The 14,826-nt window shown below is 70.3% G+C and carries 12 protein-coding genes and 1 pseudogene; 8 read left to right on the plus strand and 5 right to left on the minus strand.

Annotation, left to right across the window (positions count from 1 at the left end; translation table 11 throughout):
• Window positions 1–22 precede the first annotated feature (22 nt).
• The 5 genes from KYX17_RS17580 to KYX17_RS17600 all read right to left on the minus strand — a co-directional run bounded on the left by KYX17_RS17580 (window position 23) and on the right by KYX17_RS17600 (window position 5,659).
• Entirely contained in the window at window positions 23–460 is a 438-nt protein-coding gene (locus KYX17_RS17580) for a heat shock protein transcriptional repressor HspR (protein WP_374208966.1), read from the minus strand.
• A gap of 201 nt (window positions 461–661) precedes the next feature.
• Window positions 662–1,642 (minus strand): DnaJ C-terminal domain-containing protein, encoded by a 981-nt coding sequence (locus tag KYX17_RS17585; RefSeq protein WP_243228259.1) that lies wholly within the window; start codon window positions 1,640–1,642, stop codon window positions 662–664.
• Window positions 1,643–1,649: 7 nt separating this feature from the next.
• Window positions 1,650–2,288, minus strand: coding sequence for a nucleotide exchange factor GrpE (locus tag KYX17_RS17590; RefSeq protein WP_243228260.1), 639 nt, complete (start codon window positions 2,286–2,288; stop codon window positions 1,650–1,652).
• Between the two features lie 2 nt (window positions 2,289–2,290).
• Window positions 2,291–4,150 (minus strand): molecular chaperone DnaK, encoded by a 1,860-nt coding sequence (dnaK, locus tag KYX17_RS17595; protein WP_243228261.1) that lies wholly within the window; start codon window positions 4,148–4,150, stop codon window positions 2,291–2,293.
• Between the two features lie 156 nt (window positions 4,151–4,306).
• The gene (locus KYX17_RS17600; protein ID WP_243228262.1) at window positions 4,307–5,659 is read right to left on the minus strand and encodes an HNH endonuclease signature motif containing protein; all 1,353 of its coding nucleotides are present in this window, start codon (window positions 5,657–5,659) and stop codon (window positions 4,307–4,309) included.
• 280 nt (window positions 5,660–5,939) lie between these two features.
• On the opposite strand from KYX17_RS17600, the gene KYX17_RS17605 reads away from it, so the two are divergent.
• From KYX17_RS17605 to cobA, 8 genes and pseudogenes are all read left to right on the plus strand, one after another.
• Window positions 5,940–7,658 carry a nitrite/sulfite reductase gene (locus KYX17_RS17605; RefSeq protein WP_243228263.1) on the plus strand — a complete coding sequence of 573 codons (1,719 nt, stop codon included), beginning with the start codon at window positions 5,940–5,942 and terminating at the stop codon, window positions 7,656–7,658.
• Complete coding sequence (locus KYX17_RS17610; protein ID WP_243228264.1) at window positions 7,655–8,398, plus strand: phosphoadenylyl-sulfate reductase; 744 nt, start codon at window positions 7,655–7,657, stop codon at window positions 8,396–8,398. Before KYX17_RS17605 ends, KYX17_RS17610 begins: the two co-directional genes overlap by 4 nt.
• Before the next feature lie 308 nt (window positions 8,399–8,706).
• Window positions 8,707–9,615: pseudogene (gene cysD / locus KYX17_RS17615) on the plus strand (sulfate adenylyltransferase subunit CysD); the annotation flags it as partial.
• The gene (locus KYX17_RS17620) at window positions 9,615–11,114 is read left to right on the plus strand and encodes a sulfate adenylyltransferase subunit 1 (protein ID WP_243228265.1); all 1,500 of its coding nucleotides are present in this window, start codon (window positions 9,615–9,617) and stop codon (window positions 11,112–11,114) included. The pseudogene cysD and the gene KYX17_RS17620, both read left to right, overlap by 1 nt.
• A gap of 88 nt (window positions 11,115–11,202) precedes the next feature.
• Complete coding sequence (locus KYX17_RS17625) at window positions 11,203–12,219, plus strand: ABC transporter substrate-binding protein (RefSeq protein WP_374208976.1); 1,017 nt, start codon at window positions 11,203–11,205, stop codon at window positions 12,217–12,219.
• Complete coding sequence (locus KYX17_RS17630) at window positions 12,216–13,073, plus strand: ABC transporter ATP-binding protein (RefSeq protein WP_374208967.1); 858 nt, start codon at window positions 12,216–12,218, stop codon at window positions 13,071–13,073. Before KYX17_RS17625 ends, KYX17_RS17630 begins: the two co-directional genes overlap by 4 nt.
• Window positions 13,063–13,965, plus strand: a complete 903-nt coding sequence (locus tag KYX17_RS17635) for an ABC transporter permease (RefSeq protein ID WP_243228268.1) — start codon at window positions 13,063–13,065, stop codon at window positions 13,963–13,965. Before KYX17_RS17630 ends, KYX17_RS17635 begins: the two co-directional genes overlap by 11 nt.
• The gene (gene cobA / locus KYX17_RS17640) at window positions 13,962–14,816 is read left to right on the plus strand and encodes a uroporphyrinogen-III C-methyltransferase (protein WP_243228269.1); all 855 of its coding nucleotides are present in this window, start codon (window positions 13,962–13,964) and stop codon (window positions 14,814–14,816) included. The genes KYX17_RS17635 and cobA overlap by 4 nt, the downstream gene beginning before the upstream one ends.
• Window positions 14,817–14,826 lie beyond the last annotated feature (10 nt).

The following is a 14,826-nucleotide window of genomic DNA, read 5'->3' on the forward strand; positions in this document are numbered from 1 at the left end:
CGGGCGGGGAGCGCCGCCGGGCTCAGTCCTCGCCGCGGCGGCCGCCGGGTTGCCACAGCACGATCTCGGTCGAGCGGCGGATGCGACGGCCCTGCCCGACCGGGATCACGCCGCTCGCTCCCGCCGCGAACACGCGCCCGCCCGGACGGTTCTCCCGCTCAGCGCGCAGCGCGCCTTCGAGCTCGAGGACGCGCCGGCGCAGCATCCGCACCTCGTCCTCCAGATGGATGAGCCGTGCGATCGCCGGGAGGCTCATGCCCTCGGAGGACAGCCGCGCGACCTCGCGCAACTGCTGCACGTCGCGCGCCGAGTACCGCCGCGACCCGCCACGGGTGCGGCCGGGCACCACCAGTCCGATCCGGTCGTACTGGCGGAGGGTCTGCGGGTGCATGCCCGCGAGCTCAGCGGCGACGGCGATCGCGAACACCGGAGCGTCCTCGTCGTCGGGAACCATCGCCATCACCTCCTGTGTGTCCTGTCGGTTACTGCGTTTCGACTCGCTTCGCTCGCTCAACGAGCGAGAGGGGGGATCGCTCAACGAGCGAGAGGGGAGCCTGCTCAGCGAGCGAGAGCGGAGCCTGCTCAGCGAGCGAGAGCGGAGCCTGCTCAGCGAGCGAGAGGGGAGCCTGCTCAGCGAGTGAAGGAAGCGAGAGGGGACTCATCAGCCGCGAGCCTTGGCCATCAGGTCGGCCCGCGGATTCTCCTTCGGTTCGGCCGCGGCGAACGCCTCCAGCGCTTCGCGCGCGGCGTCGTCGAGGTGCGAGGGCACGGCCACCTGCAGCTCGGCGAGCAGGTCGCCGGTGCCCTTGGAGCTGGCGATGCCCCGGCCCTTGACCCGCAGCACTCGCCCGGACGGCGTCCCGGGCGCGACGCGCAGCTTCACGGGGTCGCCCCCGAGGGTCGGCACCTCGATCGTCGCCCCGAGCGTCGCCTCGGTGAACGTCACCGGCACGGTGACGCGCAGGTTCAGCCCGTCCCGCGTGAACACGGGATGCGGCCGCACCGCGACGCTCACGACGATGTCGCCGTTCTCTCCGCCGTCCGGCGAAGGCCGGCCTCGGCCGCGCAGACGGATCTTCTGCCCGTCCGCGACCCCGGCCGGGATCTTCACCTTGAACGGCTTGCCGTCCTCCCCCTGCAGCGTGATCGTCTCACCCTGCGCAGCGGTGATGAAGTCGAGCGTCGTGCGAGCCGTGACATCGGCACCCCGTTGCGGACCGCCGAAGCCCCGGAACCCGCCGGAGGGCTGACCGAAGCGCCCGGAGCCGAACGAGCCGCCCTGGCCGCCCTGGTTGAACATCGCGAAGATGTCGTCGAAGTCGGCCGACTGACCGCGCTGCCCGAACCGGCTGAAGACGTCCTCGAACCCGCCGGCGCCCGAGCCACCCGCAGTGAATCGCGCACCGGACCCCATGGCCCGGATCTCGTCGTACTCCTTGCGCTGCTCCGCATCGGAGAGCACCGAGTACGCCTCGCTGATCTCCTTGAACGTCGCCTCGGCCGCGGCATCCCCCGGGTTGGAGTCCGGGTGATACTTGCGCGCCAGCTTGCGGTACGTCTTCTTCAGCTCCGCATCGCTGACGTCCTTCGAGACGCCCAGCGTCTTGTAGAAGTCCTTGTCGAACCAGTCCTGGCTTGCCATCGGACCCCTACTCCGCGGGAACCGCGACGACCACCTTGGCCGGTCGCAGCTCCACATCGCCCAGGCGGTAGCCCACCTCGACGACCTCGAGCACCGTGGTCGCCTCGGCGCCCGGAGTCGGCTGCTGGAAGATCGCCTCGTGGCGCTGCGGGTCGAACTCCTCGCCCTTCTCGCCGTACGCGACGACGCCCAGGCGCTCCACGACGGCGCGGATCTTCTCCGCGATCACCGCGAAGGGCGTGCCCTCCTCGAGGTCGCCGTGCTGCTGAGCGCGGTCGAGGTCATCGAGCACGGGCAGCAGCCCCTTGGCCGCCTCGCCCTTGGCGCGATCGATCTCGACCTGCCGCTGCTCCTCGGTGCGCCGACGGTAGTTGGCGTACTCCGCCTGCAGACGCTTGAGGTCGTTCAGCAGCGCCGACTCGAGATCGGCGAGCACGGCATCCTCCGCCGCGGCCTCACCGGTCTGCTCGGTGCCGAGGATGTCCTCGACCGTCAGGTCGTCCGCGGGGGTCGCGTCCGAGCCCTCGGCCGCCGCAGCCTCGGCGGAGTCCGGGTTCTCCTGCGGCGCGGGGCCGGATGCCGCAGCATCCGACCCCTCGCCCTCAGGCCGAACCTCGCCGTTGTCGTCGAAGTTCTTGTCCGTCATGGTTACTTCTTCTCTTCGTCCTCGTCGATGACCTCGGCGTCGATGACATCCTCGTCCGAGGAGGCGTCACCCGAGGCATCCTGGGGCTGCTCGGATCCGGCCGCGGCATCCGCCTGGTTCTGCGCGTAGATCGCCTCGCCCAGCTTGCCCTGCGACTCGTTGAGCTTGTCGAACGCGGCCTTCACGGCGTCGTCGTCCTCGCCGGCGAGAGCCGTCTTGAGAGCGTCGACGTCGGCCTGGACCGAGTCCTTCACGTCGGCGGGGAGCTTGTCCTCGTTCTCCTTGATGAGCTTCTCGATCGAGTAGGCGAGGGTCTCGGCCTGGTTGCGCTGCTCGAGGGCCTCGGCGCGGCGCTTGTCCTCGGCCGCGTTCTCCTCGGCCTCGCGCACCATGCGCTCGATGTCCTCCTTCGACAGCGACGAGCCACCGGTGATGGTCATCGACTGCTCCTTGCCCGTGCCCTTGTCCTTGGCGGACACGTGCACGATGCCGTTCGCGTCGATGTCGAACGTGACCTCGATCTGCGGGATGCCGCGAGGAGCCGGGGCGATGCCGGTGAGCTCGAACGTGCCCAGCGGCTTGTTGTCGCGGGTGAACTCGCGCTCGCCCTGGAAGACCTGGATCGCGACGGACGGCTGGTTGTCGTCGGCCGTCGTGAAGGTCTCGCTGCGCTTGGTCGGGATCGCGGTGTTGCGGTCGATGAGCTTGGTCATCCGGCCGCCCTTGGTCTCGATGCCGAGCGACAGCGGGGTGACGTCGATGAGCAGGACGTCCTTGCGCTCGCCCTTGAGAACGCCGGCCTGCAGGGCGGCGCCGACGGCGACGACCTCGTCCGGGTTCACGCCCTTGTTGGCGTCCTTGCCGGTCTCGCGCTTGACGAGATCGGCGACGGCGGGCATGCGGGTCGAGCCGCCGACCAGCACGATGTGGTCGATGTCGGCGACCTTGATGCCGGCCTCGCGGATGACGTCCTCGAACGGCTTCTTGGTGCGGTCGAGCAGGTCCTTCGTGAGGTCCTCGAACTTGGCACGCGTGATCGTCTCGCTCAGCGACACCGGCCCGTTCTCGGTCAGCGACAGGTACGGCAGGTTGATGCTCGTCGACGTCGAGGAGCTGAGCTCCTTCTTCGCCTGCTCCGCGGCCTCCTTGAGGCGCTGCAGGGCGATCTTGTCGCCGGAGACGTCGACGCCGGTCGAGTCCTTGAACTGCTTGATCAGGTGGTCGACCAGGCGCTGGTCCCAGTCGTCGCCGCCGAGGCGGTTGTCACCGGCGGTGGCGCGCACCTGGATGGTGGAGAAGTCGTCGTCCTTGCCCACCTCGAGCAGCGACACGTCGAACGTTCCGCCACCGAGGTCGAAGACGAGGATCAGCTCATCCTCCTTGCCCTTGTCGAGGCCGTACGCGAGGGCCGCGGCGGTGGGCTCGTTGATGATGCGCAGGACGTTGAGGCCCGAGATCTCGCCGGCCTCCTTGGTGGCCTGGCGCTCGGCGTCGTTGAAGTATGCCGGGACGGTGATGACGGCATCCGTCACCGTGTCGCCCAGGTACGACTCGGCGTCGCGCTTGAGCTTCTGGAGGATGCGCGCGGAGATCTCCTGCGGCGTCCACTTCTTGCCGTCGACGTCGAACGACCAGTCGGTGCCGACGTGGCGCTTGACGGAGGCGACAGTGCGGTCGACGTTCGTGACGGCCTGGCGCTTGGCGGTCTCGCCGACGAGCACCTCGCCGTCCTTCGTGAACGCGACGACCGAGGGGGTCGTGCGGAAGCCCTCGGCGTTGGCGATGACCTTCGGCTCGCCACCTTCGAGGACGCTGACGACGGAGTTCGTCGTACCGAGGTCGATTCCAACAGCACGTGCCATGTGTTTCTCCTTCTGTTGCTGAAGCCTGGTGGGAAATCTGCGGCGATCAGGGAAACCTGAGTCGCGATGACTCAACTGTACATCGGGGATCGGTCGCTGTCAAACAAACTTGATACGAGTTCACTCAAGTTTTACCGAGCACGCCATCCGGCCGGATCAGGCCGCGGCGAGCAGGTCGAAGCGGGCGCGGCCGCCCAGGCGGGGCGTGCAGGCCGGATCGACGTAGGGCGGCGGGATGAACCACACGCGCGCGGCGACGCCGATCCCGTCGATGCGGATCTCCCACCCGTTGTCATGGATGCGGTGATGACAGGTCTCGCAGAGCAGGATGCCGTTCGAGAGGTCGGTCCGGCCGCGATCCCGCTCCCACCAGTCGATGTGGTGCACCTTCGTCATCTCGACCGGGAGCGCGCACATCGCGCATCCGCCGTCGCGTTCGGCGAGCGCGAGCTTCTGCGCCCGCGTGAACAGCCGTCGACCACGACCCCAGTCGAGGATCTCGCCGTCGCCCCCGAGCACCCACGGGATGATCTCGCCGTCGGCGGCCATCCGCCGGACCGCGGCGATACTGACGGGCTGGTCGGTCCCGTCGATGCGTCCGACCCCGGTACCGGACTGCAAGTCTTCGAGGGCGACGCGGACGACGACTTTCGCGCCGCCCAGCGGGACGTCCTTGCGATCGCAGTCCAGGGCGTGCTGGCAGATCATGGTGAGCGCATCGGCCTGCAGCTGCTCGATCGTGCGGCGATCGGCGTCCGGCGAGTCCGCGTGGAGCGCCTCCTTGCGGGCCGCGAACGCGGCGGACACATACCCGCGCAGCGCGGCCTTCACCGCGGCGGCGGACGCGGCATCCGTGACGTATTCGGCGTGGAACTCGCCGTCGCGCTCCCACATCCGCAGCGAGCGCCGGGCGCGGATCTCTTCCTCGCGAGGCTGGACACCATCGGGATCGAGCCACGCCTGCACACGCGTCATCAGCCGGCGCACGTCGTCCATCGCGAGCCCGGGAACCTGCGCCACGAGCAGTCGCTCCGCCTCGGCGACGCGCTGCGCCCCCGCCGTCACGCGCACTCTGTCGAGAATCGAGATGATCAGCCCCGCGACCTGGTCGCCGATGACCCCCTCCGCGAGTGCCGCCTGGACCGCCGGGCATCTCGACGGCAAGCGCTCCCCGACGAAGCTCCTCCGCGGCGCTGTCGCCTCGCCGACCCTGACCAGCCGGGTCGCGTCTCCAGTGGAACCACCAGTCGACGCGGCGATCAGCTTCGCCGGGGTGCGGAAGCCCTGCTGCTTGGCCAGGGAGTCCGGCCCCAGCTCGGCACGCGACTCGTGCGAGATGCCGGCCGCGACCTCCGCATGCACGGCGCTCGTCCGGCGCTCCAGCACCCCGAGCGCGTCGTTCACCGCGACCAGCTGATCCCGCGAGAGCTCGGTCGCATCCCCCGCCTCGCCCCACACCCGATCCAGCACGGCGAGCGCCTCGTGCAGCGGATTCAGGTGGGTGGCCATGTCCCTATCGTACTCCCGATCGGACCAGTTGTCGAACATTTCTTCGACGTGGATACGAGAAATCAGGACAACGAAACAGACTCCCGCAGACAGCTTCAGGCTTCATTCGCATTTTTCTTCGATAACGTTCGAATCCGAGGGACCGCATTAGAACGCATTCCTCCCGCCCCGTCACCCACATGACGCCATGTTTCGTCTGCTGACGTCATGTGTCGCGGACCCGCGACGCGAGAGCCCGGTTTCGTCACAGTGGTCCAACGCCATCCGAGAGAGCATCGTCATGACCACCCCTCAGCAGACCCCGATCCGCGGTGCACGCACCCGCACCGGCCGCACGCCGACGAAACCGCACGGCCAGTGGCTCGTCGACGGCACCGAGCCGCTCAACGGCAACGAGGAGTTCAAGCTGGCGGACAACGGCCTCAACGTCCGTGAGCGCATCGAGACCGTCTACGCGGCCGGAGGCTTCCAGAGCATCGATCCGACGGACCTCCACGGCCGCTTCCGCTGGTGGGGCCTGTACACCCAGCGCAAGCCCGGGATCGACGGCGGGCGCACCGCCCAGCTCGAGCCGCACGAACTCGAGGACGAGTACTTCATGCTGCGCGTCCGCATCGACGGCGGCCAGCTCACGACGCACCAGCTGCGGGTTATCGGCGAGATCTCCACCACCTTCGCCCGCGACTCCGCCGACCTCACCGACCGGCAGAACGTGCAGCTGCACTGGATCCGCGTCGAGGATGTCCCGGAGATCTGGCGCCGTCTCGAAGAGGTGGGGCTGAGCACCACCGAGGCCTGCGGAGACGTGCCCCGCGTCATCCTGGGTTCCCCCGTCGCGGGCATCGCCGCGGACGAGCTCATCGACCCGACGCCGCAGATCGAGGAGATCGCTGCCCGCTTCATCGGGGACCCGACGCTCGCGAACCTGCCCCGCAAGTACAAGACGGCGATCACGGGGCATCCCAGCCAGGACGTCGTGCACGAGATCAACGACTGCGCCTTCGTCGCGGTCGAGCATCCGGAGCTCGGCATCGGATACGACCTCTGGGTCGGTGGGGCCCTCTCCGTCGTCCCCCGTCTCGGCGAGCGCCTCGGCGCCTTCGTCTCCCCCGACCGCGTCGCCGAGGTGTGGCACGGTGTCACGCAGATCTTCCGCGACTACGGGTACCGGCGCCTGCGCAACAAGGCACGTCTGAAGTTCCTGCTCGCCGACTGGGGAACCGAGAAGTTCCGCGAGGTGCTCGAGACCGAGTACCTCGACAGCCCGCTGCCCGACGGACCGGCCGCGCCGAAGCCCACGAGCCTCGGTGACCACGTCGGGGTGCACGCACAGAAGGACGGCCGCTTCTACGTCGGTGCCGCGCCTCTCGTCGGCAGGGTCTCGGGGAGCACTCTCACGGCGCTCGCCGACCTCGCCGAGGTGCACGGCTCGCACCGCGTGCGCACCACGCCGTATCAGAAGCTCCTCGTGCTCGACTTGCCGGAATCGGAGGTCGACGGTCTCGTCGCGGGTCTCGACGCGCTCGGCCTGTCGGCGCGGCCCAGTCTGTTCCGCCGCGGCACCATCGCGTGCACGGGCATCGAGTACTGCAAGCTCGCGATCGTCGAGACCAAGGCGAACGCCGCACGCGCGATCCAGCAGCTCGAGGAGCGCCTGGGGGCGCTCGAGCCCGAGATCGGCCGCCCGATCACCCTGCATGTGAACGGATGCCCTAACTCCTGCGCACGCATCCAGACCGCCGACATCGGACTCAAGGGCCAGCTCGTCTCGATCGACGGCGAGCAGGTGCCCGGCTACCAGGTGCACCTCGGCGGAGGCCTGGCCGGCCCCGACCGGGAGGACGCCGGCCTGGGCCGGACCGTGCGCGGCCTGAAGGTCCCCGCCGACGGGATCGCCGACTACGCCGAACGCGTGATCCGCCGCTACCTGACGGATCGCGAGCAGGACGAGACGTTCGCGCACTGGGCGCACCGCGCGGACGAGGAGGCGCTGCAATGACCATCAGCCTCGCCCCGCGCATCCGGACCAAGCGCAGCCGCGACGAGCTCGCGGCCCTCGCCGAGCAGGGCAACGCGGAGCTCGGCAGCCTGACCGACCACGAGGCGTCGGCCGCCGAGGTCGTCGCCTGGGTGGCTCGACACTTCGGTGCGGATGCTGCGGCCGTCGCCTGCTCGATGGCGGACGCCGCGCTGCCGCACCTCGTCGCCGAGCAGCTGCCGGGCGTGGACGTGCTGTTCCTCGACACGGGATACCACTTCACCGAGACCTACGCGACGCGCGACGAGGTCGCCCGCGCGCTGGACGTCCGCATCGTCGACGTCACACCGGACCAGACCGTCGCCGAGCAGGATGCCGAGTACGGCACGAAGCTCTTCGAACGGGATGCCGCGCTGTGCTGCGCCCGCCGCAAGGTCGCGCCCCTGCAGGACGCGCTCGGCGGATACGAGGTGTGGTTCACCGGGGTGCGCCGCGACGAGGCCCCCACCCGGACGAACACTCCGCTGGTGACGTGGGACGAGCGCAACGGGCTGGTCAAGGTCAACCCGGTCGCCGCCTGGAGCTTCGACGACGTCCTGAGCTACGCCGCGGACCACCGCGCACCGGTGAACCTGCTGGTGGACTTCGGCTATCCGTCGATCGGGTGCGAGCCGTGCACCAAGCCGGTCGCTCCCGGCGAAGACCCCCGCTCCGGCCGCTGGGCCGGACAGGCGAAGACAGAATGCGGGCTGCACGTATGACGACGAACACCACTCCAGCTCCCTCCCCCCGCTCGTCGGGGCAGGACTTCCCCCGCTCGTCAGGGCAGGACAGCACGACCGACCTCCCCCGCTCGTCAGGGCAGGACAGCACGAACGACTTCCCCCGCTCGTTGAGCGAGGACGGCGCAGCCGACCGAGTCGAAACGCAGTCACCGCCGCGCGACAGTGGGCGCGTTTCGACTCGCTCCGCTCGCTCAACGAACGAGGAGAGGGAGGCTCGCTCAACGAACGAGAAAGGGGATGCCCGCTCAACTGAGAGGGAGGCTCGCTCAACGAACGAGGAGGAAGCCCCGATCGCGGCCGGTCGCCTGAGCGCTCTGGACGTACTCGAGGCCGAGGCCATCCACATCATCCGCGAGGTCGTCGCCGAGTTCGAGCGACCGGTGCTGCTGTTCTCCGGCGGCAAGGACTCGGTGCTCGTGCTGCACCTGGCCACCAAGGCGTTCGCGCCCGGCCGCGTGCCGTTCCCGGTGCTGCACGTCGACACCGGGCACAACTTCCCCGAGGTCATCGCGTTCCGCGACGAGACCGTGGCGCACCTCGGGCTGACCCTCGAGGTCGCCCGCGTGCAGGACTACCTCGACGACGGCCGCCTGACCGAGCGCCCCGATGGCACGCGCAACACGCTGCAGACCCAGCCGCTGCTGGACGCGATCGCCGCGGGCAAGCACGACGCCGTCTTCGGCGGCGCCCGTCGCGACGAGGACAAGGCGCGCGCCAAGGAGCGCATCATCTCCCTGCGCGACGAGTTCGGCCAGTGGGACCCGCGCAACCAGCGCCCCGAGCTGTGGAGCCTGTACAACGGGCGGCATCTGCCCGGGCAGCACGTGCGCGCGTTCCCGATCTCGAACTGGACCGAGCTCGACGTCTGGCGCTACATCGAACGCGAGGGCATCGCGCTCCCTCCGCTGTACTACGCCGCCGAGCGCGAGGTCTTCCGCCGGGACGGCATGTGGTGGGCGGTGGGCGAGTTCTCCGCTCCGCGTCCCGACGAGCACGTCGAGAAGCGCGTCGTGCGCTACCGGACGGTCGGCGACATGAGCTGCACGGGCGCCGTGGAGTCGGATGCCGCAGACACCGCCTCGGTCGTCGCCGAGGTGGCGCGGTCGACGCTCACCGAACGCGGCGCCACGCGGGCGGACGATCGCATCAGCGAGGCCGCCATGGAGGACCGCAAGAAGGACGGGTACTTCTAATGAGCATCGACATCACGAGCGTTTCGGCACCGCGTTTCGACTCGCCTTCGGCTCGCTCAACGAACGAGGGGGAGGACGGCCGCCCGACGAACGAGGGGACGGACGCCCGCCCGACGAACGAGGGGGAGGACGGCCGCTCAACGAACGAGGGGACGGACGGCCGCCCGACGAACGAAAGGGAAGACCGCCCGACGAACGAAGGGGCGGGGGAGCAGACGCTGTTCCGGTTCGCGACGGCGGGGTCGGTCGACGACGGCAAGTCCACCCTCGTCGGCCGGCTGCTGCACGACGCCAAGGCGATCCTCGCCGACCAGCTCGAGCAGGTCGCCTCGACCTCGCGCGCCCGCGGCTTCGCGCACGGCGAGTTCGACTTCGCCCTTCTGACCGATGGCCTCAGGGCCGAGCGCGAGCAGGGCATCACGATCGACGTGGCCTACCGCTACTTCGCCACGGATCAGCGCAGCTTCGTCCTGGCCGACTGCCCCGGCCACGTGCAGTACACCCGGAACATGGTCACGGGCTCGGCCACCGCGGACGCCGTGATCGTACTGGTCGACGCGCGCAAGGGCGTCGTGGAGCAGACGCGTCGTCATCTCGCGGTCGTGTCGCTCCTGCGGGTCGCCCACGTGATCGTCGCGGTCAACAAGATCGACCTCACCGGTTACGACGAGGACCGCTTCATCGAGATCGAGCTCGAGACGGAGCGCGTGGCCGAGCAGCTCGGTCTTTCGGGCATCCATGTGCTGCCCGTCTCGGCCCTCGAGGGCGACAACGTCGTCGACCGGTCGCCGCAGACGCCCTGGTACACCGGCCCGACGCTGATCCAGCTGCTCGAGACGCTGCCCGCGCAGGACGAGACCGAGTCCGCCGATGCCGCCTTCCGCCTCCCCGTGCAGATCGTGCTGCGCCCGCAGGGCGGGCTCGACCCCCGCATCCCCGAGGACGAGGCCGAGCGGTACCGCGACTTCCGCGGCTTCGCCGGACGCGTGGCCTCGGGCTCGGTCCGCGTCGGCGACCGCGTCGAGGTGCTCCCCGGCGGCCACGAGACCGTCATCACCGGCATCCGCGTCGCCGGCCGCGAAGCGGACTCCGCCACGGCCGCGCAGTCGATCTCGGTGACGCTCGCCGACGAGGTGGATGCCGCACGCGGCGCCGTCATCGTCGCGACCGGCACCGCCCCGACCCCGCGTCGCGAGGCGGTCGTCGAACTGTTCCAGCTGGACCCTCGAGACGTCGCTCCGGGCGCCAAAGTGCTCGTCAAGCACGGCACCGCGACCGTGCAGGCGCTGATCGCGGAGATCATCGACCGTCGCGACCTGGAGACGCTCGCGCACGAGGACGCCGACCGGCTCGCCGTGAACGAGATCGGCCGCGTCCGGCTGCGCTTCGCCGCCGAGCTGCCGCTCGAACCGTACGCCGTGAACCGCGCCGCCGGATCGCTGCTGCTCATCCACCCCGTCGACGGAGCGACGCTCGCCGCAGCGACCGTCGTCGACTGAACCCGCACCACCCGAACACGTCTAAGGAGGCGAAACCGTGAAGATCACCCGCAGGACCACGACACTCACCGCTCTAGGACTCGGTGCCATGATGCTCGCCGGCTGCGCCTCCGCCGCCGAAGGGTCCGGCACGCAGGAAGGATCCGTCGACGAGGTCCGCCTCGGATACTTCGCCAACGTGACCCACGCCCCGGCGCTCGTGGGCGTGGAGCAGGGCCTGTTCGAGGACGCCCTCGGCGAGGACGTGAACCTGTCGACCGAGATCTTCAATGCCGGGCCGGCCGCGATCGAGGCATTGTCCGCCGGGGCGATCGATGCCACGTACATCGGGCCGAACCCGTCGATCAACACCTTCATCCAGTCCGGCGGGCAGTCGGCGCGCATCATCGCGGGTGCGACGAGCGGCGGGGCCGCTCTCGTCGTGCGCGACGGCATCGAGTCGGTCGCCGACCTCGAGGGCACGAATCTCGCCAGCCCGCAGCTGGGCAACACGCAGGACGTCGCGCTGCGCAGCTGGCTGGCCGACGAGGGCTTCGAGACCTCGACCTCCGGCGGCGGCGACGTCACGATCACCCCGACCGAGAACGCCCAGACGCTCACTCTGTTCCAGAAGGGCGAGCTCGACGGCGCGTGGCTGCCCGAGCCGTGGGTCTCGCGCCTCGTGGTGGATGCCGGGGCGCATGTCCTCGTCGACGAAGCCGAGCTGTGGGAGGACGGCGCCTTCCCGACGACCGTCCTGCTCGTGCGCGCCGAGTTCGCCGAGGAGCACCCGGACGTCGTCGAGCAGCTGCTCGAGGGACACATCGCCTCGGTCGCCTGGCTGGACGAGAACGCCGCCGAGGCTCCCGACGTCATCAACGCGGCGCTGACGGACGCCACCGGCAAAGGCCTCTCCGACGAGGTGCTGGCCCGGGCGCTCGAGAACGTGACCTTCACGGTCGACCCGCACGCGGAGACCTTCACGACGCTCGTCGAGAACGGCCTCGCCGCCGGCACCCAGAAGGAGGGCTCGATCGACGGGCTGTTCGATCTGACCGCCCTGAACGCGCTGCTCGAGGCGGACGGCCAGGAGCCCGTCTCCGCCGGCGGCCTCGGGGAGGAATGATGGCGGCGCCCGCGGGGAGGACTCTGCCCGACGACATCGCGCGCGCGAGTGCGGGCGCCTCCTCGCTGGCGCCCAGCTTCGACGGGGTCGCCCCGGTGGCCCCGGCATCCGCTCCGGCGGAGCCGATCGTGCGCATCTCGCACGTGACCAAGCGGTTCGGATCCGGCCCCGTCGTCCTCGACGACGTCTCCCTCGACATCGCGCCGGGGGAGTTCGTGTGCCTGCTCGGCGCTTCGGGCTGCGGGAAGTCGACGCTCCTGAACCTCGTCGCCGGGCTCGAGCCGGTCACCTCGGGGGAGATCACCACGCCGGATGCCGGCGCCGCCGTCATGTTCCAGGAGTCCGCCCTCATGCCGTGGCTGACGGCACGGCGCAACGTCGAGCTCGCCCTGCGGCTGCGCGGGGTGGCGCGCGCCGCGCGCCGGGACGAGGCGCAGCGACTGCTGGCGACCGTGAACCTGGCGGATGCCGGGGACAAGCGCCCGCACGAGCTCTCCGGCGGCATGCGTCAGCGCGTGGCGCTGGCGCGCGCCCTGGCGCAGGACCGTCCCGTCCTGCTCATGGACGAGCCGTTCGCCGCTCTCGACGCCATCACCCGCGACCTCCTGCACGAGGAGCTGGAGCGCGTGTGGCGTGCGACCGGTCGCACGATCGTCTTCGTCACCCACAACGTGCGCGAAGCCGCCCGGCTCGGTCAGCGCGTGATCCTGCTTTCCAGCCGGCCGGGCCGGATCTCGCGGGAGTGGCGGATCTCCGGCAGCACGGCACGTCGCATCGAATCTCCCGAGGTGTCGGCACTGGCCGCCGAGATCACCTCCGAGCTGCGTGAGGAGATCCGCCGCAATGCCGCTTGAGACCGCCAAGACCACCCCCGTCGACACCTTCGACGAGCTGAGCACGCTCTCCACCGGCCTCGACCGGCTGCAGAACGACGAGGATCGGCGCTCGTCAGGCGGCAGAGCGGTGCTGGCCAAGGTCCTGCCGCCCGTCATCCTGCTCGTCGTGCTGCTGGCCGCCTGGCAGCTGTACGTCGTGATCGCCCAGCCCCGCCCCGACCTCTCCCCCGGCCCGTTGCAGGTCGCGGCCGCCCTCGGCGACGCCTGGGAGTCCGGCCGCCTGCAGGAGGCGGTCGCGACGAGTCTCGAACGCGGCGTCCTCGGCTTCCTCATCGCGATCGCCGTCGGCACCCCGCTCGGGATGCTGCTGGCGGAGTGGAAGCCGCTCCGCCGCGCTGCCGGCCCGCTCATCTCGGGGCTGCAGGTGCTGCCCTCCGTGGCCTGGGTGCCCGCCGCGATCATCTGGTTCGGCCTCAGCGACGCCACCGTGTACTTCGTGATCCTGATGGGCGCGATCCCCTCGATCGTCAACGGGCTGCTCTCCGGCATCGACCAGGTGCCGCCGCAGCAGCGCCGTGCGGGCATCGTTCTGGGCGCGAGCCGCTGGCAGCTGGCGACCTCGGTCGTGCTGCCGGCCGCCCTCCCCGGCTACGTCGCGGGGCTCAAGCAGGGCTGGGCGTTCTCGTGGCGGTCGCTGATGGCGGCCGAGATCATCGCGTTCGGCGGATCGATGGGCTTCGGACTCGGTTCGATGCTGCAGCAGTCTCGCGAGCTCGCCGACCTCGCCGGCGTCCTGGGCACGATCCTGCTGATCCTCGCGATCGGCATCCTGATCGAGCTCGTGATCTTCGGACCGCTCGAGCGGCGCCTGCTGCGCAGCCGCGGACTCGCCCAGGGAGGCTCCCGATGACCGGTCTTGTCACGCTCGTGGGTGCAGGCCCCGGGGATGCCGGCCTCCTGACGCTGCGCGGGCTGCGCGCGCTGCAGGACGCCGACGTCATCGTCGCTGACCGGCTCGGCGCCCGCGCCGTCCTGGATCAGCTGGCCGCCGAGGGGGTGGAGCTGACGGCCGAGATCGTGGACGTCGGGAAGCTCCCCGGCCACCACAAGGTGCCGCAGGACGGCATCAATGCTCTGCTCGTGCAGCTCGCCTCCGAAGGACGCCGCGTGGTCCGCCTCAAGGGCGGCGACCCGTTCGTGTTCGGACGCGGGCGCGAGGAGCAGCTGCACTGCGAACAGGCCGGCATCGCCGTCGAGGTCGTGCCGGGCGTGACCAGCGCCGTCTCGGTGCCGGCCGTCGCGGGGATCCCGCTCACCCACCGCGGGGTGTCGACCTCGTTCACCGTCGTCAGCGCCCACGACCAGATCGAGCGGCTCCCCGGCGGCGCCGAGCACACGGTCGTGCTGCTGATGGGCGTGAACACGCTCGGCCACTCGGCGCACGTGCTCGCCTCCGGCGCGCGCGGAGCCGACTGCCCCGTCGCGGTCGTCGAGGACGGCTACGGCGAGAACCAGCGCGTCACGATCGGCACGCTCGGCACGATCGCGCACCTCGCGGCGTCCCGACAGGTCCGCTCGCCGGCGGTCATCGTCGTCGGCGATGTCGTGCGCCTGAGCCCCGACGCGGCATCCCTCCCGGCATCCGGATCGGTCCCGGAACCGGCCCCACGAGCCCGCTGGTTCGAGGCGATGGACGCCGGCCTCGCGGTCGACACCGGCCTCAGCCGGGCCATCGACCGCTCCCTCGACTACGTGATCTGATACCCGTTCG

The sequence above is a fragment of the Microbacterium sp. CIAB417 genome, from assembly GCF_022788845.1.